Source organism: Rhodopila sp., from assembly GCF_965276935.1.
Taxonomy (GTDB): Bacteria; Pseudomonadota; Alphaproteobacteria; order Acetobacterales; family Acetobacteraceae; genus Rhodopila.
This window is the reverse complement of sequence record NZ_CBDIBS010000003.1, coordinates 163,887-181,545: the sequence shown is the minus strand read 5'-3', so window position 1 is coordinate 181,545 and position 17,659 is coordinate 163,887. Positions and strand designations below refer to the sequence as shown.

15 protein-coding genes and 1 riboswitch are annotated in these 17,659 nt (G+C 66.4%); of the genes, 4 read left to right on the top strand and 11 right to left on the bottom strand.

All coding sequences use genetic code 11. The features are described 5' to 3' along the window. Positions 1–9 precede the first annotated feature (9 nt). Positions 10–1,347 (bottom strand): cobyrinate a,c-diamide synthase, encoded by a 1,338-nt coding sequence (locus ACQY4S_RS08695; protein WP_428484813.1) that lies wholly within the window; start codon positions 1,345–1,347, stop codon positions 10–12. A gap of 341 nt (positions 1,348–1,688) precedes the next feature. On the opposite strand from ACQY4S_RS08695, the gene ACQY4S_RS08690 reads away from it, so the two are divergent. Then, on the top strand, positions 1,689–2,834 hold the full coding sequence (locus tag ACQY4S_RS08690) for a cobalt-precorrin-5B (C(1))-methyltransferase (RefSeq protein ID WP_428484812.1): 1,146 nt from the start codon (positions 1,689–1,691) through the stop codon (positions 2,832–2,834). On the opposite strand, the gene cobM is transcribed toward ACQY4S_RS08690, so the two are convergent. From cobM to cbiE, 3 genes are read right to left on the bottom strand one after another with little or no spacing between them, the layout of a single operon-like run. Beyond that, positions 2,774–3,565 carry a precorrin-4 C(11)-methyltransferase gene (gene cobM, locus ACQY4S_RS08685; RefSeq protein WP_428484811.1) on the bottom strand — a complete coding sequence of 264 codons (792 nt, stop codon included), beginning with the start codon at positions 3,563–3,565 and terminating at the stop codon, positions 2,774–2,776. The two genes, ACQY4S_RS08690 and cobM, sit on opposite strands and share 61 nt — an antisense overlap. After that, positions 3,562–3,954 (bottom strand): cobalamin biosynthesis protein, encoded by a 393-nt coding sequence (locus ACQY4S_RS08680; RefSeq protein WP_428484810.1) that lies wholly within the window; start codon positions 3,952–3,954, stop codon positions 3,562–3,564. Before ACQY4S_RS08680 ends, cobM begins: the two co-directional genes overlap by 4 nt. Further along, positions 3,951–5,168, bottom strand: a complete 1,218-nt coding sequence (gene cbiE / locus ACQY4S_RS08675) for a precorrin-6y C5,15-methyltransferase (decarboxylating) subunit CbiE (protein WP_428484809.1) — start codon at positions 5,166–5,168, stop codon at positions 3,951–3,953. Before cbiE ends, ACQY4S_RS08680 begins: the two co-directional genes overlap by 4 nt. Positions 5,169–5,194: 26 nt before the next feature. Here cbiE and ACQY4S_RS08670 point away from each other — a divergent pair, with 26 nt between their 5' ends. Beyond that, positions 5,195–5,941: a cobalt-precorrin-6A reductase gene (locus tag ACQY4S_RS08670; RefSeq protein WP_428484808.1), complete on the top strand. Its 747-nt coding sequence runs from the start codon at positions 5,195–5,197 to the stop codon at positions 5,939–5,941. Here the strand turns inward: ACQY4S_RS08670 and cobJ are convergent. The 6 genes from cobJ to cobW are packed head-to-tail and all read right to left on the bottom strand — an operon-like array spanning position 5,923 to position 14,040. After that, the gene (gene cobJ / locus ACQY4S_RS08665) at positions 5,923–6,684 is read right to left on the bottom strand and encodes a precorrin-3B C(17)-methyltransferase (protein ID WP_428484807.1); all 762 of its coding nucleotides are present in this window, start codon (positions 6,682–6,684) and stop codon (positions 5,923–5,925) included. The two genes, ACQY4S_RS08670 and cobJ, sit on opposite strands and share 19 nt — an antisense overlap. Continuing rightward, positions 6,681–7,421 carry a precorrin-2 C(20)-methyltransferase gene (locus tag ACQY4S_RS08660; protein ID WP_428484806.1) on the bottom strand — a complete coding sequence of 247 codons (741 nt, stop codon included), beginning with the start codon at positions 7,419–7,421 and terminating at the stop codon, positions 6,681–6,683. The genes cobJ and ACQY4S_RS08660 overlap by 4 nt, the downstream gene beginning before the upstream one ends. After that, positions 7,418–8,065, bottom strand: a complete 648-nt coding sequence (locus ACQY4S_RS08655; RefSeq protein ID WP_428484805.1) for a precorrin-8X methylmutase — start codon at positions 8,063–8,065, stop codon at positions 7,418–7,420. The genes ACQY4S_RS08660 and ACQY4S_RS08655 overlap by 4 nt, the downstream gene beginning before the upstream one ends. After that, positions 8,062–9,516 carry a precorrin-3B synthase gene (gene cobG / locus ACQY4S_RS08650; RefSeq protein ID WP_428486245.1) on the bottom strand — a complete coding sequence of 485 codons (1,455 nt, stop codon included), beginning with the start codon at positions 9,514–9,516 and terminating at the stop codon, positions 8,062–8,064. Before cobG ends, ACQY4S_RS08655 begins: the two co-directional genes overlap by 4 nt. Before the next feature lie 9 nt (positions 9,517–9,525). After that, positions 9,526–12,993 carry a cobaltochelatase subunit CobN gene (gene cobN, locus ACQY4S_RS08645; protein ID WP_428484804.1) on the bottom strand — a complete coding sequence of 1,156 codons (3,468 nt, stop codon included), beginning with the start codon at positions 12,991–12,993 and terminating at the stop codon, positions 9,526–9,528. A gap of 9 nt (positions 12,994–13,002) precedes the next feature. Further along, complete coding sequence (cobW, locus tag ACQY4S_RS08640) at positions 13,003–14,040, bottom strand: cobalamin biosynthesis protein CobW (protein ID WP_428484803.1); 1,038 nt, start codon at positions 14,038–14,040, stop codon at positions 13,003–13,005. Positions 14,041–14,182: 142 nt separating this feature from the next. Continuing rightward, positions 14,183–14,402: riboswitch (cobalamin riboswitch) on the bottom strand. A 178-nt stretch (positions 14,403–14,580) separates the two neighbouring features. Between cobW and cobO the strand changes: the two genes are divergently transcribed. Together cobO and ACQY4S_RS08630 are read left to right on the top strand one after the other, a co-directional pair. Continuing rightward, positions 14,581–15,195: a cob(I)yrinic acid a,c-diamide adenosyltransferase gene (gene cobO / locus ACQY4S_RS08635; protein ID WP_428484802.1), complete on the top strand. Its 615-nt coding sequence runs from the start codon at positions 14,581–14,583 to the stop codon at positions 15,193–15,195. Further along, positions 15,195–16,670, top strand: coding sequence for a cobyric acid synthase (locus tag ACQY4S_RS08630; protein WP_428484801.1), 1,476 nt, complete (start codon positions 15,195–15,197; stop codon positions 16,668–16,670). The genes cobO and ACQY4S_RS08630 overlap by 1 nt, the downstream gene beginning before the upstream one ends. On the opposite strand, the gene cbiB is transcribed toward ACQY4S_RS08630, so the two are convergent. Then, positions 16,654–17,649, bottom strand: coding sequence for an adenosylcobinamide-phosphate synthase CbiB (gene cbiB, locus ACQY4S_RS08625; protein ID WP_428484800.1), 996 nt, complete (start codon positions 17,647–17,649; stop codon positions 16,654–16,656). The genes ACQY4S_RS08630 and cbiB overlap by 17 nt on opposite strands. Positions 17,650–17,659: the final 10 nt, after the last annotated feature.

Below are 17,659 nucleotides of genomic sequence, written 5' to 3'. Positions count from 1 at the left end.
ATCCCGCGGTCACGGTTCGGTTGCGATCACATGAAAGAAGCTGCCTGACACCAGTCCGCGCCGGCTGCCGGTCGGCACCGGCTCTGCTCCATGGGCGTCGGAGACCAGCGCGAACGAAATATCATCGCTCGGCGTCTCGACGCTCGAATAGTGAAATTCGTGACCGCGCAAGCGCGTTCCAGCCGGCCCAAGGCAGCCGTGATCGATCAAGCGCGCGCTCCGATAGCCCAGGTGGAGCTTTCGCCTGGCGAAGCTGGTCGAAATGCTCAGCAGCCCAGCCATCGGGTGCATGACGCCGCCGGCGTCCGTCAGCGACGTGCCCAGCGCCATGTAGCCGCCGCATTCACCGTGAACCGGGCGTGTTTCCGAGAAACGACGCAGGCGGCCAAGGAACCGGTGAGATCCGGCAAGCCTGCCGGCGTGCAGTTCCGGATATCCACCGGGCAGCCAGCAGGCGTCGCAGTCATCATCCGGCCCCTCGTCGGCAAGCGGAGAGAAGCAGCGGATTTCGGCTCCAGCGGCGCACCAGCCTTGCAGCAGGTGAGGATACAGGAACGAGAAGGCCGCATCCTGGGCGATGGCGATGCGTTGTCCCGGCGGCTGGACGGCCGGACCGGCGCTCCCACCGGCCGCTGCGCGGTGACCGCGCGATGCCAAGGCTTGAATGACGTCGACCCGCGTGTGTTCAGCGACGAACGCCGCTATTTGCGCCAGCCGAACCTCCAGATCGCTGGTTTCGGCCGCCTGCACCAGGCCGAGATGCCGCTCGGGCAGCATGATACCGTCGGATCGGGGCAGGGCACCGACGACCGGAATGCCAAGCGCCTCGATCGCTTCGGTGGCGAGCCGGGCATGGCGTGGGCTGCCGACGCGGTTGAGCACGACGCCGGCGATGGTGATGCGGGGATCATAGGTCGCACAGCCCTTGACGACCGCCGCCGCGGATTGCGATTGCCCGCTGGCGTCCAGAACCAGCAGCACCGGCCAATCCAGCGCCGCCGCCACATCCGCCGATGACCCGGTTTGGCCAGCAGGCCCAGGAACGCCATCGAACAGGCCCATCGAGGCTTCACAGATGATCAGATCGCAGTCGATCCCGACTTGGGCAGCCAGTTCACGGAGCAACGCGGGCGACATCGCCCAGGAATCCAGATTGACGCTGGCTCGCCCGCTCGCGGCCCGGTGAAACGCCGGGTCGATGTAGTCCGGACCGCATTTCGCGCTGCCGGCTGCCACGCCGGCGTGACGAAGCGCGCGCAACAGCCCCAAGGTCAACGTTGTCTTCCCGCTGCCGGACCGCGGCGCCGCGATCATCAGGCCAGCAGGGGATGGATTGATATTCGTCATGGCGCGGCCACCAAAATGCCGGGCCGCCAAGATGCTGGCGAACCATGCAAGTGCCTGGGCATCAATAAAACGCGTCGTTGGAAGCGATACGGCACGCTCTCGGCGTCATGGCGGCCGCAGGTCCCCCATCCACGCCTTCGTCCGAACCAGCGGCGCCAGGCGTGGATGGCAGGCCTGCGCCCACCATGACGAGACTGGCGGTCCGTGGCGGATTCGCGGCCTTTAGCTGACATTTTCATGCTACCAAGCATCAGCGACATGACCAGCGTGCATCGCCGCCGCATGGCCGCATCGCATCGATTACTAGGCGGGACAACACAGGTTCGATAGGACGAACCATCATGGAGCGTGCCGAACTCAATCGCCCGATGCGGCGCGGCTGGACGACGGGAACATGCGCCGCCGCCGCAAGCCGCGCTGCATACCAGGCGCTGCTAACCGGCACGTTTCCCGATCCGGTTCCCGTGCTGTTGCCGGGCGGGTCGCGCCCAACCTTTGCCCTGGCGACCAGCAAACACGGCCAGGATTTTGCCCATGCCAGCGTCGTTAAGGACGCCGGCGACGATCCCGACGTGACCCACGGCGCGCTGATCGTCTCGACCGTCCGCCGTGCCTCGCCCGGCAGCGGCGTCATCTTCCGTGCCGGAGAGGGCGTCGGCACGGTGACCCGTCCCGGCCTGCCATTGCCGCCGGGAGAGCCAGCGATCAACCCGGTCCCACGCGCCATCATACGAACAGCGATCGCCGAGGTCGCCGCCCAGTATGGCGGAAGCGGCGACGCCATCGTCGAGCTGTCGATCCCCGGTGGTGACAGGATCGCGGAGCGGACGTTGAACGGCCGCCTCGGCATCGTCGGGGGGTTATCCATTCTGGGCACGACCGGCGTCGTCGTCCCTTATTCCTGCTCCGCCTGGATTCATTCGATCCATCGCGGCATCGATGTGGCACGCGCGGCGGGCCTGGACCACGTCGCGGGCACCACGGGGGCCACGTCGGAGGCGGCGATTGCGCGGCTCGATGGCCTGCCCGAGCAGGCATTGATCGACATGGGTGATTTTGTCGGCGGGATGCTGAAATATCTCCGCCATCACCCGGTCCCTCGTGTAACGGTCGCCGGCGGAATGGCGAAGATGACCAAGCTGGGGCAGGGACTGCTCGACCTGCATTCCCGGCGGGGCGAGGTGGATCTTCGTTGGCTGAGCCAGACCGCCACGGACATGGGCGGCAACATCGAATTGACTGCCCGCATCACGCAGTCCAATTCCGCCATGGAAGCCTTCAGCCATGCTTCGGCCGCGGCCATCGACCTTCCTGCCGGCGTGGCTCTGTCGGCTTGGCGAACAGCCGCACAGGCCCTCGGCGGCGCGATGCGGCTGGAGGTCGTGATCTTCGACAGGTCGGGCCAGTTGCTCGCGCGCACGGGTTTTCATTGGTCCCTCGACAGGCCATGGTCCGACAGGCCATGGTCCGGCCGGAAGCGGCGCTGATGATCCGGATCGTAAAGCGCGCTCGCACGGAATGCGGTCGCGCCCAGGACGGGCCCGACCAGGATCAGCGCGGTGCGCTCCATCGGCGTTGCCTCGAACAGCCGGACGATCGTCGCCAGCGTCCCCCGGACCACACGCTCATCCGGCCATGAGGCGCGATGGACGATCGCGATCGGACAGTCCGGCCCATACAGCGGCGTCAGCTCCGCCACCACCTTGTCGAGGACATGGATCGAAAGATGGATGGCGAGGGTCGCGCCCGTCGCCGCGAAGCGCGCCAGTGTTTCCCGCTCCGGCATCGCCGAGGCGCGGCCGCTGGTTCGCGTCAGCACCAGCGACTGCGTCACGCCGGGCAGTGTCAGCTCCTGTGCCAATGCGGCCGCGGCGGCGGCGAAGGATGGCACGCCGGGCGTCACCGTGAAGGCAATGCCCAGGCTGTCAAGCCGCCGCAACTGCTCCCCCATCGCGCTCCAGACCGACAGGTCACCCGAATGGAGACGGGCCACGTCGAGGCCCGCGGCATCGGCACGGACGCATTCAGTGATGATCTCGTCGAGCGACAGTGGCGCGGTGTCGACAAGGCGGGCGCCAGGCGGGCAATGAACCAGAAGCGCCGACGGGATCAGCGACCCGGCATGCAGACACACCGGGCACGCGGCGATCAGATCGCGCCCGCGGAGCGTGATCAGGTCGGGCGCGCCTGGGCCAGCGCCGATGAAATGGATCGTCATGGCGGATCACCCCGCGATCCGGCAACCGCGCAGGTCGCGCTCTGGCTGGCCATCCGTGGCACAACCAGGACCGCGTTCGCGCCGATCCCCGCCAGCGCCGCCGCCTCCGCGACCGACGCAACGCCAAACAGGCTTTCGGCCCGCAGCGATCGTGTCTGGATGAACGGTGCCTGCGTCCGCAAGGCCTCACGCGTCAGAAATATCAGATCGAGCCCCAGGCGGCCGGCGGCCTCAATCAAGCCGGTCTCTCCGGTCTTGTCGCGGATGGTGAAAAGTCCCAGCCGTTCGGCAGTGGGCGCCCGCTCCAGCGCCTGCCGGACCAGCGTTTCGATGACGTTCGCCGAACATCCGAGTCGGCAGCCGACGCCAATTGCGATCCTGCCGCTCATGGCTTGACCACCGCCCATTGGGTCACCGCCATCGCCGGACGCATGGCGTTAAAGCCGCCGACCGGATCGGCATGAGCGATCTGGATCGTCTTCAGGCTGCCGCCCATCGTCTTGAAGCGCCCGATCAGTTCGGCCTGGGTCTCGATGGTTATGCCATTCGCCACCAGGCGTCCGCCGCCGGTCAGCGCGGCCCACGCGGCATCAATCGTGCTGCCCACGCTCGCGCCGCCGCCGATGAAGACGGCATCCGGCGGCGGCAGACCCCGCAGCGCGCCGGGTGCCGACCCTTCCACGACGGACAGGTCAGGCACGCCCAGCGCCGCCGCGTTGCGGCCGATCCGTCCGGCGCGGACAGCGTCCCGTTCGATCGCCACCGCGCGATTCGCTGGACATGTCAGCATCCATTCGATCCCGACAGAACCGGAGCCGGCCCCGATATCCCACAAATAGTCGCCCTGACGCGGCGCTAGCGCGGCCAGCGTCATGGCGCGAATGTCCTGCTTGGTCAGTTGGCCGTCATGCTCGAACCATGCGTCGGGCAGTCCCGAGGCCAGCGGAATGATGCGTCCCCGCGTCGCCGCCGTCAGTTCCAGTGCGACCAGGTTCAGCGGATCGATGCCATCAAGCGCGAAATCGTCCGCGTTCGCACTTCTCAAGCGCTCGCGTGGCCCACCCATCGCCTCGCCAACCGTGATCCGTGTATCCCCGAATCCATGCCGAACCAGAAGTTCGGCCAGCCGGTGCGGCGTCGTCTGATCCCAGGACAAGGCGAGTATGCGGGCGTGCGGCTGCAGGTGCGGCACAACCCGCTCGATCGCTCGGCCATGCAGGGTCAGCAGGGCGCAGTCCTGTACCGCCCAGCCGAGACGACTTGCCGCCAGGCCAAAGGCCGACGCACCGGGCAGGCAGATCATCTCTTCCGGCGGAACCTCCCGCGCCAGAAGGGAGCCGATCCCATAGAAGAACGGGTCGCCCGTCGCCACGACGCAAACCGAAGCATCACGAAGCGCGACGATGGCCAGGAACGCCGCTTGCGGCGGCGACGGCCAGACGAGGGTTTCACCATGCACGGCGCCGGCGACCAGCGAAACATGCCGCCGCCCGCCGACCACCAGCGCGGCTTGCGCGATCAACCTTCGTGCGGCAGGAGAAAGGCCGTCCAGCCCATCCTCGCCGATCCCGACGATCGACAGCCATCGTCGTGCGGCGCTCAATGGATCAATCCTTGCAGGGCGGACCGATGCGGCTTCTGATCCTCGGCGGCACGACGGAGGCGAGCATCCTGGTTCGGCGGATTGCCGGCCGCCGCGACATCAATGCTGTCCTGTCTTTCGCCGGCCGGACGCGAAGCCCGACGCCACCGCCGATCCCGTTTCGGATTGGCGGCTTTGGTGGAGTTGCCGGTCTCACGACCTATCTGATTGAGCGGAAAACCGATGCGGTCATCGACGCGACGCATCCATTCGCCGTCCAGATGTCCCGCAACGCCGCCGCCGCGTGTCATGATCTTGGGCTTCCCCTCGCCGTTCTCACCCGGCCGCCCTGGCGCCGGACGCAAGATGATCGCTGGACCAGCGTGGCCGACATGGCGGCAGCGGTTCGTGCACTTGGCGGCCAGCCACGAACGGTTTTCCTGACGGTCGGAAGCCTGGGACTGGCTGCCTTCGCGGACGCACCACAACACCGCTACATCGTGCGAACCATCGATCCGCCGGATGCCATCGGCATCCTGCTGTCTCATTGCCTGATCGTCGCCCGCGGGCCGTTCAGTCTTGAAAATGAAATTACCTTGATGCGTGATGCGCGGGTCGAGGTGCTCGTCACCAAGAACAGCGGCGGGACAGCCACCGAAGCCAAGCTCGCCGCCGCCCGCGCGCTGGGCATCGACGTCATCATCATCGAGCGGCCCGCGCCCGAACCGGTTCCGGCGTTCGAGGCGGTCGAGGATATCCTGACATGGATCGACGCTCATCGGCCGACCCCGTAACTCCGCGGCGTCAGCAGCCAGGGCGGCCGGCCGGGCCGCTCGATGAACCGTGTTTCGCTCGACCCGATCAACACCAGCGTGCTCATGTCGGCGGTGGCCGGGTCGGCATCGCCCAGCCTGGTCAGCACGATCCGCTCGTCTGGCCGTCCGATGGCGCGGGCAAAGGCAACGGGCGTGGTTGCCAGCTTGCAAAGTCGTAACTGCTGGAAGGCCAGATGAATGTTCTCCGGCCGCGCCCGCGAGGCTGGATTGAACAGCGCGATCACGAAATCTGCTTCCGCCGCGGCATGCAGGCGTCGCTCCACGACATCCCACGGCTTCAGGTTGTCCGACAGGGAGATGGCGCAGAAATCATGACCAAGCGGTGCCCCGAGACGGGCGGCCGCGGCCTGCATCGCCGAAATTCCCGGAACAACCATGACGTCCAGCCTACGCCACGCCGCTTCGCCCGCCTCGATCGCCTCGAACACCGCGGCGGCCATGGCGAACACGCCTGGATCTCCACCGGATACCACCGCGACGCGGCGCCCTTCCGTTGCCATCGCCAAGGCATGCCGAGCCCGAGTGATCTCGGCTCGGTTGTCGCTGCCATGCCGCTGTTGGCCCGGGCGCTGGGGCACGCGGTCGAGATAGGACTGATAGCCGACAATATCACTCGCGGCGTCGAGGACGGCACTTGCCTCCGGCACAATCCAGTCAGCAGGGCCAGGGCCAAGGCCAACGATTGTCAATGCCCCGGTCATGGCCGCCGTCCCTGACCTGGAATCAGGATAAGCGAGAAATACGGGGCATTGTCGTCCATCTTCTCGGCAAGCGGCATGACGATCTGGTTTTCCATGGTGCCGCGCTCGACGTAGACGGCTCTAGGCAGCAGCCCCGCCGCCTGCACCGCGATGCGGACTTTGCCGAAATTCCGTCCCAGCTTCATGATGACCGCCGCATCCGTCGCGCGAAGCCGTTCGATCAATCCGGCCAGGGGCAGGGTGCCCGGCATCACCAGCAGCGTGTCGTCGCCCCAGGTCATCGGTTCGGCCGCCGCGGCCCAGCAACCCGCCATTCCGGTCACGCCCGGAACCAGCGTCACGGGATACCGCGACCGCAGCCGCATGAACAGATGCATGAACGACCCGTAGAACAGCGGGTCACCCTCACTCAGCAACGCAACATTGCGGCCAGCGTCCAGATGCGCCGCGATCGTGGCGGCGGCGGTTTCATAGAATGCCGCCAGGATGCTGACGTAGACGGGACTGTCGAACGCGTGCTCGGTCGTCATCGGATAAGACAGTGGCAGTTCCTCGGCGTTGCCGGTCATCCAGCGGTCGGCGATGCCGCGCGCATTGCCGCGCCGTCCGGCCTTGGCGAAATATCCGACAACCTGCGCCGCCTGGATCAGCCGAACCGCCTTCACCGTGAGCAGCTCCGGGTCACCTGGACCCAGTCCGATGCCATAGAGCCGGCCGCTTAGCTGGGGCGCGGTCATTCCCTGGCACTGGCCAAGGCATTGATTGTCGCGGCGGTCATCGCACTGCCGCCCTTGCGCCCGCGGATGCAGAGATAGGGCACCCGCCCGTCGCCGATCAACGCGTCTTTCGACTCCGCCGCGCCGACAAACCCGACGGGCATGCCAATGACACAAGCCGGTGGCGGCGCACCCTCATCGAGCATTTCCAACAGCCGGAACAGAGCCGTTGGCGCATTGCCGATCGCCACCACGGCACCGCTAAGCTTGTCGCGCCATGCCTCGGTGGCCGCCGCCGTTCGCGTGGTTCCCAGTCTGGCGGCGAGCGCCACGACCCATGGCGCATCCAGGTTGCAGATCACCGCGTTATCGCGCGGCAGGCGCGCCTGGGTCACCCCGTTCAACACCATCTTCGAATCGCACAGGATCGGCGCGCCCCCTTCCAGCGCGGCAATGCCGGCAAGCACGGCCCCGGCGGAAAACACGATGTCGGCCGCCGCCTCCACGATGCCGCAGGCGTGGATGATCCTGACGGCGACCCGTTCTTCTTCCGTGGTGAAACGCCTGAGGTCGGCCTCGCGCCGGATGATGGCGAACGAGCGGCGGTAGATATCCGCCCCATCGCGGATGTAGTCGGCGCGGATATACTCAGGGCGGCTGGTCATGCGGCATCGCCTGCCGACTGATCGGCCACCCGGTTGCGCACCTGTTCGGCGGCCTGGGCCAGCGTCAGGTTCCGCAGAGTCGGCGCATCCGAGGCAACGCCGTCATCGACCAGATCATAGCGCCCATCGCGGCCAACCAGCGTAACCCGGGCCGCTCCAGGATGCGCGCAGCCTTTTTCGCAGCCCGAGACATGCAGGACAACGCCCCCTTCCGTCGTGTTGGAGCTGTTTCCGATCACGTTGCACCAATTTGTAATGGCCGGGCGACCGAGCACGCGAGGGAGGGTTGTCCCGGCCATCTTCGCACCAGCGGCTGGGGGCGGATGGCCGGGACTAGCCCGGCCATGACGGGTTGAAGGTGGAGCGACCTGATCGGAAACCGCTCTAGCCGTCTCGGCTGCCAGCGCGACGGCATCGCCACGCGCCGGGGTGGTGCCACGCGCGCAAGATGGGGCGCCCGAACAGGCGGCGATGCGGCGACGGGTATCGGCGGGATCGAGGACAAAGCGATCTTCCGTTAATCCAGCAGAGAGGGTTTGCGCGGCCAACATCGATGGGACCGGCGCCAGGATGGCGCGCCATGGCGTCAAGTGAAGCGCCGGGGCGCCGTTTGCCGCGGCCGCCGAGGCGAGTTCCGCGAAATCCTCCGCCATGATCCTGCCGAACGGCAGACCAACACCCAGGAAGCCGGCCGAACCCAGCCTGTGCGCGCCCAGGAAGCTGGCCGGACGAGCCGCGCGGGCCGCACGCGGCGAATGGGCATGGGCCAGCGTGGCGTCACCGGCGATCGCTTCGGCGCCGTGCGCGGCCACCATATCGCGCATGCGGCGGACAAGGGTTCCTCGTTCCGCCCGGTGACGCAGAAATACGTCGCTCAGTGCCGCCGCGACATCGCCGACCGCCGCCGGATGGCACGGACCGAGGCAGTCGTGCGCCGCGCCGTCGAGGTGAATATCGAAGGCCGGACCATCGTTCGTCTGGACCGCGATGAACCGGATATCCGCCGGCACCTCGTCAAGGCCGAGCATCCCGCCGTCATCAAGGACGAAGCCGAACTTGCCCGGCAGGGCATGCAGCGCGGCATCATGCACGAGGCGATGCTCAAGGCTTTGGGCCATCGGCCGTACATCCAGCACGGCTCCCGGATCGAGGCCTGCCAATGGGCTGGAGATGACATTGCGAACGGCCTCACCCGCCTCGCTGCCATCAAGCAGCCCGTATTCCGCCAGCGCCTCGTGCAGCGCCGGCAGGTGCCGCACCGCAAGCCCCCGCACCTGAAGGTTGCCACGGTTGGACAAGTCAATCTGGCCATTGCCCCAATGACGCGACCATCGCGCGATCTGCTGCGCCAGCGCGATATCAACAATACCGCCGCTGATCCTCAGCCGCACGAGCAGACCATCGCCGCTTTCCATCGGCCGCAAGGCGCCAGGGCACCATCCCTTGACCATCGTGTCCACTCAGCGCGCTTCCGTCCGCATGGTGGTCACAACCATCGCCGCCGAGTTGCGCCGCGTCCTCCAAAGCCCGCGCCGCGTCGCCTCATCAAACCGCTCGGCTATGCCTCTTGCCGCCGCCGGGTTGGCATCCGTCAGGAATGTCCTGACCGTCTCGTCGCCGATCGTCGCATCGAACAGCAGGTCGAACTGACGGTCGTCGGTGACATCAGCCAAGGCGGCATAGGCGAGGAAATTATCGACCGTCTGCGCGATCTCCGCCGCGCCACGAAAGCCATGGCGCATCTGACCAGCGAGCCAGCGCGGGTTGGTCGCCCGCGCGCGAAGCACCCGCGCGACCTCCTGGCGCACTGTCCTGATCCGCGATCTGTCCGGGTCCGTGGTATCAGCGTGATAAAGCGCCGGATCATTGCCTAGAACAGCGGCGGCGGCGGCGAAGCCGCCTTCATGCTCGGCGAAAGCATCGGCGTCTAGCACATCCTGCCCTGGCATATCCTGAACGTGCACGAACGCGTCCGCCCGAGCGACGCGGGCACGGAAATCACGTGCGGCCGGAACACCCTCCAGACCAACGCCATAAGCATGCGATGTCGCCTGAAGATAGGCCTCCCCCAAAGCATCGCGATCCAACCAATTCTCATCAGCCAGCATGCGAGACAGGCCGATTCCATAAGCGCCGGGCGCCGCACCGAAGATGCGCCTGCCGCTGTCGCCGGCGCCCGACAAGACGCTGGCGGCCAGGGGGTTGTCTTCCGGCGCCTCCTCCAGCGCGGCGACCTCGCGCACCACATCATCGAACAGCGCGATCTGGCTGGGGAACACGTCGCGAAACAGGCCGGAAATGCGCAGGGTCACATCGACACGCGGCCGGTTCAGCACCGCCAGGGGCAGGATATCGAAGCCCGCGACGCGGCTGGAGCCGCTGTCCCATCGCGGCCGCACGCCCAGCAAGGCGAATGCCTGGGCGAGATCATCACCCCCCGTACGCATCGTGGCGCTGCCCCAGATGTCGAGCACGATGCGCTTCGGCCAGTCGCCGTGGTCCTGCGCATGACGGATCAGCAGCGCCTCGGCGGTGCGGCGACCGATCTCCCACGCGGTGCGCGTCGGCACGGCACGCGGATCGATGCCGTACAGGTTGCGGCCGGTCGGCAGGACGTCGATGCGCCCGCGGGTCGGCGCCCCAGCCGGACCGGGCGGCACGAACCGACCGTCCAAGGCGGCGAGCAGCCCACGCAGTTCCGCCTCGGCACACGACCGGATCAGGCACTCGACCGCCGCGGCGTCCTGTGAACCTGTCATGGCGGAGAGCGACCTGGCCGTCTCGGCGCACCGGCCGGCATCGGGCGCCTGTCCGAAAACGTGCAATCCATCGCCGATCTGCATGTCCTTGATGTCGCACAGCCACGCGTTGAGCTTGATCAACGCCGCTTGCGGGTCTTCATCGGCCGCAACACCAGACTCCGCGGCCAGGCCCGTCTCCCACGCGCGCGCCATGATGAGTTCGGCCAGACGGGCGGCACGCCGCGGATCGAGGGACTGCGCCTCGGCGTATTCATCGAAAAGGTTCTCCACCTCGGCCGCGGCGCCATGCGCGCCAGCCTGGGTCAGCGGTGGCGTCAGATGGCCAATGGTGACCGCCGCCACACGCCGTTTCGCCTGTGCGGCCTCACCCGGGTTGTTAACGATAAACGGATAGATCAGTGGAACCGCCCCCAGAACCGCTTGGGGAGCGCAGGTCTCGGACAGCGCCGTGGCCTTGCCGGGCAGCCATTCGAGTGTCCCGTGTGTCCCGCAGTGGATCACCGCATGAACCTGCTCAACCCCGCGCAGCCACAGATAGAAGGCGACATAGGCATGCCGGGGCGGCAGCAGCGCGTCATGATACTCGGTCTTGCGAGCGGCCGTGTTGCCGCGATCCGGCTGCACGCCGATCAGCAGATTGCCAGCCCGGACAATGCGAAATCGGAACGCCCCGTCCTGGACGGCAGCGTCGCCGCCGGGTTCGCCCCAGGCGGCGCGAACTTGGTCGACAAACCGCGTGGGAAGTGTCGCGAGCAGGCATTCATAGTCGGCAATGCTTAGCACGGCGCTTGTCTCGCCGGCGGACAGTGCCGCTGCCAACGCGGCGGCGTTGCCAGGCGGTTCGACCGTGAACCCTTCATGCGCAAGCCGCTCCGCGATGGTGATGATACTGCGTGGCGTATCGAGTCCAACGGCATAACCGGTGCGCCCGGCCTTCGCCGGATAGTCTGAAAGGATGCAGGCGAGGCGCCGTTCGGCGCGGGGTGTGCGAGCCAGCGTCGCCCAGGCGAGCGCGAGATCGGCGGCGTGGGAAACGCCATTCGCCTCCGGCTGGTGAACCAGACGGGTGAACTCCAGCGCCTCGTTGCGTGGGGTCTCGCCCTTGAAGGATATCGCCCCGGCGAAGATACGGCCGTCAAGCTCGGGCAACACGATATTCATCGCGAGATCAGCCGGCCCGAGACCCCGTTGCGACGCCATCCACTGCGCCCGACCGCCGCCGCTCAAGGCCAGTTGAAAAACCGGTGCGTTCGCTTGGTCCAGCACCGCGCCGCCGGTGTCCAGCCGCGCCGAAAACGCGGTCAGATTGAGGATGATGTCAGGCCGGTTCGCTTTCAGGTACGCGCGCAAGGGGACAGCGGCTGCCGCGTCCTTCAGGCTGGTCACATAGACAGCGGTGACACGAAAGCCGCGAGATCCCAGCGCCTGCGCCAGCGCCACGACGGGATCAGTGTCCGCCGCCAACATCCAGGCGCGATAGAAGACGATCAGCGCTTCCGGGGCCTGAGTGGCACTTAGCCGCATCGCCGGCGGGAAGAAGCCGAACGCTTGCGACGTCACGGCGGGTGCAGCCTCGCCTCCCATGACGGGATTGGGCGACCATGCCTGCCTCGCAGCCATGACGGGATTGGAAGACTGTGCCCGCCTCGCCGCCGTTAGTTGTTCGCCAACCTGTAACGGCGAAACGTGGCTGGCCATGAAGCGCAGACACTGAGCGATATTCTCGATCCCACCGGCGGTGAAATACGACCAGATCTGGCGCAGCGCCTGGGGATCAAGCGTTGACGCTTCATCCAGACGCGCATCCGCCCGATGGTCGCCCGGCACCATCGCCAGTTGAAAGCCCGACGACCGCGCGAGGGACGCCAGCTCGTCGACGCCATAGCGCCAGTAATCCATGCCGCCGAGCAGACGAACCAGCACGAAGCGGGCCTTGGAGAGAACCTTCTCGACGTAAAGGTCGACGGAATAGGGATGACGAAGCGCGGCCAGATTGGCCAGCCTGAGGCTTGGCGATGCGTTCTTCCGCACCTCCCACGCGGCAGCGAGAAGCGCAAGGTCGGTGTCGGTGAAAGACAACGCGACAATATCCGCCGGGCTCTGCCCCAGGTCCACGGCTTCGGACGTATCATCGATCGAACGGGATTCGACGCGCAGCAAATGCATCGCCGCGCCTCAGCCCGCGAGAGCCGCGGCGATGGCATCCCGGTCAAGGCGTTTTTCGCCAATGACCACAAGCCGGCTGCGCCGCTCATCGCCTGGCGCCCAAGGTCGATCGAACTGCTGCCGGAAACGCTGCCCGACACCCTGGACCAGCAGCCGCATCGGCTTGCCGGACACCTCGATGAAGCCCTTCATCCGCAACACGTCGAACGTTTCGGCGACGCGGGCAAAGCGCCTGAGCAGTTCGGCTGGATCGGACGTCGCCGGGATATCGACAACAAAGCTGGTGAAGTCGTCGTGGTCGTGGCCTTCTTCCGCGTCGTGGTGCGATGGCCGCTGAGCAAGATCGTCCTCCACCGCCGCGGCCAGTCCGAGCAGAACCGACGCATCAATCCGCCCCTCCCGCGTCTCGACGATCTTGACCGCGCGCGGGATAGTCGCTTGGATCTCGGCGATGACGCGCTGCGCGGTTTCAGCCGTCAGAAGGTCAGCCTTGTTCAGTACCACCAGGTCGGCGCACAGAAGCTGGTCCTCGTAGACTTCTTCCAGCGGGTTGTCGTGATCGATCGCGCTGTCGGCGGCGCGTTGGGCGGCCAGCCTGGCAGGATCGTCGGCGAAGCGCCCATTGGCGACGGCCGCGCCGTCAACCACCGCGATCACGCCGTCGACGGTCAGCCGGGTCCGGATCTCGGGCCAGTCGAATGCCTTCACCAGCGGCTTCGGCAGCGCCAATCCGGACGTCTCGATGATGATGTGTTCGGGTTGCTGGGACCGCGCCAGCAGAGCCTCAATCGCCGGAATGAAATCGTCGGCGACGGTGCAGCACAGGCATCCGTTAGCAAGCTCGACGATATTCTCCTCGGGACAGCTATCGATGCCGCAGGATTTCAGGATCGTCCCATCGACGCCGACATCGCCGAATTCATTGATGATCAGCGCGAGGCGCCGCCCCTGGGCGTTTTCCAGCACATGCCGGATCAGGGTCGTCTTGCCGGCCCCCAGGAAGCCGGTGACGATCGTGACCGGAATTTTCGCCATGATCTGCCGCATTCACACCTCTTCGGCCAAGCCGGGATCAAGGCGGCCGATGCCGCCAGTCTCCAAGCCTGACCATTCCTTGAGGTACGAAAACCAATCCGGCGCGCACGTAAGGCCGCGAGTCCGAACCGCACCGGGGCACCCCGCCCGCCGCGTCAGCACTGATTCGTTGGCCGGTATCCTGGCTTGTGGGTCAATGCCTTGCGCCGCCTTCCCGGAGGATCACCCGTGGTGACCTGATTCCAGTGGCTTTGTCGGCGTTCGGCTATCCACTTACAGTTGCGGGGGCAGCTGCGGTCTCGGCGCGATAGTCCACGTCGTCCGCATTCCCGTTTAACCCTCGGTCTAGAGGGACCATCGAAACAGGACCATGTATGCTGCCGGTGCCGATGGCTGTCAAACGGTTTCCCGGAAGCCGGACCCGCGATCCATGTGGGTGATCCCGACCAGACATGGCGGCCGGACGAGCTGCCGATCGCATACCCGTAGCCTTGATCAGATCGTCAACCAGCGGCATTGGCTGCCGGCATTGCCTCGACAGGAGCAGGATTGATGACCGAAGCCGACGATCCCGACCGCCGGCACGCGGAGAAGATGGTCAGGCGCAAGCAGGTGCAGGACGCCGAGGTCGCATCCAAGACGATCACCTCCAAGGGGCTGCTCATGGTCAACACCGGGCCAGGCAAAGGCAAATCCACGGCGTCCTTCGGTCTCGTGCTGCGCGCGCTCGGCCATGGCTGGCGCATCGGCGTCGTGCAGTTCGTCAAGGGCGCCTGGCACACCGGCGAACGCAAAGCCCTGGAACGCTTCTCGGACCTGGTCGAATGGCACACAATGGGCGAGGGATTCACGTGGGAGACGCAGGATCGGCAGCGTGATATCGCGGCGGCGGCAAAGGCCTGGGACATGGCGCGAAAGCTGATGAACGATGCTTCAATCCGCCTTCTGGTGCTGGATGAGCTAAACATCGCGCTGCGCTACGATTACCTGCCCCTGCCGGACGTGCTGGCGGCGCTGGCCGACCGGCGGGATGACCTGAATATCGTCGTGACCGGCCGCAACGCGAAACCGCAGCTTATAGCCATCGCCGATCTCGTGACCGAAATGGCCCTGGTCAAACATCATTTCGCCGCCGGGGTGAAGGCGCAGGCGGGGATCGAGTTCTGATGCCAGCCGCGTCCACGCCAGCCAGGGCGCTGATGTTCCAGGGGACCGGGTCCGATGTCGGCAAATCCCTGGTCGTCGCGGGATTATGCCGAGCGCTGAGTGGTCGCGGCATGCGGGTTCGGCCGTTCAAGCCGCAGAACATGTCCAACAATGCGGCGGTCACCGTGGATGGCGGCGAAATCGGCCGGGCACAGGCGCTGCAGGCGCGCGCCTGCGGCGTCGCGGCCTCGGTGCATATGAACCCGGTGCTGCTCAAGCCGCAGAGCGATGTCGGCGCGCAGGTTGTCGTCCTGGGCCAGGTAACCGGCAACGCGACGGCGCGCGCATTCCAGGCGATGAAGCCGGGACTGCTTCCCACGATCCTCGACAGCTTTCGACATCTGCAGGCCGATGCCGATATCGTTCTGGTTGAAGGAGCAGGCAGCGCGGCCGAGGTTAATCTGCGTCCCAACGACATCGCCAACATGGGCTTTGCTCGCGCCGCCGGCGTGCCGGTCATTTTGATCGGCGATATCGACCGCGGTGGCGTCATCGCACAGCTTGTCGGCACACAGGCCGTGCTCGATCCGGCCGATGCGGCTATGGTCACGGGATTTCTGGTCAACAAGTTTCGTGGCGACCCGGCGCTATTCCAGCCGGGCATGGACTTTATCGCCGCGCGCACCGGCTGGCCCGGCCTGGGATTGATCCGTTATTTCGGGGATGCCGGACGCCTTCCCGCGGAGGATGCGGTCGCGCTGGACCGGCGGTGGGCGAGGGACGGGGGCAGCATCACCGTCGCAGTTCCGCGCCTGGCGCACATCGCCAATTTCGACGATCTCGATCCGCTCCGGCTCGAGCCGGCGCTCCGTGTGGTCATGATCGAACCCGGCCAGGCGCTGCCTGGGGATGCCGCGGTGGTCATCCTGCCCGGTTCCAAGGCAACCCTTGCGGATTTGGCGGATTTTCGGCGGAATGGCTGGGACATCGATCTTCGCGCGCATGTCCGCCGTGGTGGGCATGTCCTGGGGATCTGCGGCGGCTACCAGATGCTTGGGCAACTGGTGGCCGATCCCGATGGGATCGAGGGCCGTCCCGCCAGCCTTCCGGGGCTTGGCCTGCTCGATGTTCAGACGGTGCTGACCCACGGCAAGACGCTGACCGAGGTCAGCGGTATCTCGATGATCGAGCGGGCCAGGTTTCGCGGCTACGAGATGCATGTCGGGCAGACCGGCGGCGCGGACTGCGATCGGCCGCTGCTCCGCTTTGCCGATGGTCGAAGCGACGGCGCGGTGTCGGCCGATGGTCGTGTCCGTGCCACCTACGTGCATGGGCTGTTCGCCGACGACAGCCAGCGTGCCGCGCTGCTGTCCTGGTTCGGCGCCGATGCCGCTGGGCTATCCTATGAGGCGGATGTCGACCGGGTTCTCGATGCGCTTGCCGATCACCTCGCCGCCGATATCGATCTGGATCACCTGCTCAGTGTCGCCAGATGACGACGATCGCGAACAGCACCAGCCACTGTGCAACACAGGCTGCCTGGTACAGCCGCAGCGCGCGGATTATGTCGGCGACGGTCGCTTCCCGGCGACCATTGCCCATGAAGGCGTCGTCGAGGAGCGTGTCGCCATAGACTCTGGGTCCAGCGAGTTGCAAACCCAGTGCGCCAGCCATCGCCGCTTCGGGCCAGCCGGCATTGGGCGAGCGGTGCCGGTGCGCGTCTCGAAGCACCGCCCGCACGGCATCTTGCGGCGACCCGGCGACAGCATCTTGCGGCGGTCCGCCGACGGCGATCGACGCCAGAACAAGCAAGAACGCGGACAGACGGGACGCTGGAAGATTGATCAGATCGTCCAGCCGCGCCGCCGCCCAGCCGAAGGCGGCGTAGCGAGGCGTCCGATGCCCAATCATGGAATCGGCCGTGTTCGTGGCCTTGTAGCAGGCAGCACCCGGCAAGCCTCCCACAGCCAACCAAAACGCTGGAGCAACGATACCATCGGAGAAATTTTCAGCCAGGCTCTCGATTGCCGCGCGGGCCACACCAGCCGCGTCCAGGCAGTCGGGATTGCGGCCGACGATCATCGACACGGCTTTGCGCCCAGCTTCCAATCCGTCCCGTTGCAGCGCGTCGGCGACCGCACGGACATGGTCGTGCAGGCCGCGCTGGGCCAGAAGGCTGCTGGCGGCCAGGATCAGGAGACCCGCGCCGACCGGTCCCCGGGAAAAAATCCGATCAAGGATAAATGCCGCGCCTGCCGTCGCGGCCAGCAGCACAAAGAGGGTCAGAATCCCCAGCATCCGGCGGTGGATGTCTTGCGCGGCTGGGCGATTGAACCGCATCTCCAGCCCGCTGAGCAGCGCGCCCATCCAGGCGACAGGATGACCGATGGCGCGGTAGACGAAAGCCGGATAGCCGATTGCCGCTTCCAAGAGCAAGGCGGCCAGCGCCAGATCGACGTTGGAAACGCGGTTCATGATTTCACGG

Excerpts from the sequence above, each read along its gene's own strand:
- ACQY4S_RS08695 (WP_428484813.1), bottom strand. The coding sequence starts at position 1,347 with ATGACGAATATCAATCCATCCCCTGCTGGCCTGATGATCGCGGCGCCG.
- ACQY4S_RS08690 (WP_428484812.1), top strand. The coding sequence starts at position 1,689 with ATGGAGCGTGCCGAACTCAATCGCCCGATGCGGCGCGGCTGGACGACG.
- cobM (WP_428484811.1), bottom strand. The coding sequence starts at position 3,565 with ATGACGATCCATTTCATCGGCGCTGGCCCAGGCGCGCCCGACCTGATC.
- ACQY4S_RS08680 (WP_428484810.1), bottom strand. The coding sequence starts at position 3,954 with ATGAGCGGCAGGATCGCAATTGGCGTCGGCTGCCGACTCGGATGTTCG.
- ACQY4S_RS08670 (WP_428484808.1), top strand. The coding sequence starts at position 5,195 with ATGCGGCTTCTGATCCTCGGCGGCACGACGGAGGCGAGCATCCTGGTT.
- cobJ (WP_428484807.1), bottom strand. The coding sequence starts at position 6,684 with ATGACCGGGGCATTGACAATCGTTGGCCTTGGCCCTGGCCCTGCTGAC.
- ACQY4S_RS08660 (WP_428484806.1), bottom strand. The coding sequence starts at position 7,421 with ATGACCGCGCCCCAGCTAAGCGGCCGGCTCTATGGCATCGGACTGGGT.
- ACQY4S_RS08655 (WP_428484805.1), bottom strand. The coding sequence starts at position 8,065 with ATGACCAGCCGCCCTGAGTATATCCGCGCCGACTACATCCGCGATGGG.
- cobG (WP_428486245.1), bottom strand. The coding sequence starts at position 9,516 with ATGGTCAAGGGATGGTGCCCTGGCGCCTTGCGGCCGATGGAAAGCGGC.
- cobN (WP_428484804.1), bottom strand. The coding sequence starts at position 12,993 with ATGCATTTGCTGCGCGTCGAATCCCGTTCGATCGATGATACGTCCGAA.
- cobW (WP_428484803.1), bottom strand. The coding sequence starts at position 14,040 with ATGCGGCAGATCATGGCGAAAATTCCGGTCACGATCGTCACCGGCTTC.
- cobO (WP_428484802.1), top strand. The coding sequence starts at position 14,581 with ATGACCGAAGCCGACGATCCCGACCGCCGGCACGCGGAGAAGATGGTC.
- ACQY4S_RS08630 (WP_428484801.1), top strand. The coding sequence starts at position 15,195 with ATGCCAGCCGCGTCCACGCCAGCCAGGGCGCTGATGTTCCAGGGGACC.
- cbiB (WP_428484800.1), bottom strand. The coding sequence starts at position 17,649 with ATGAACCGCGTTTCCAACGTCGATCTGGCGCTGGCCGCCTTGCTCTTG.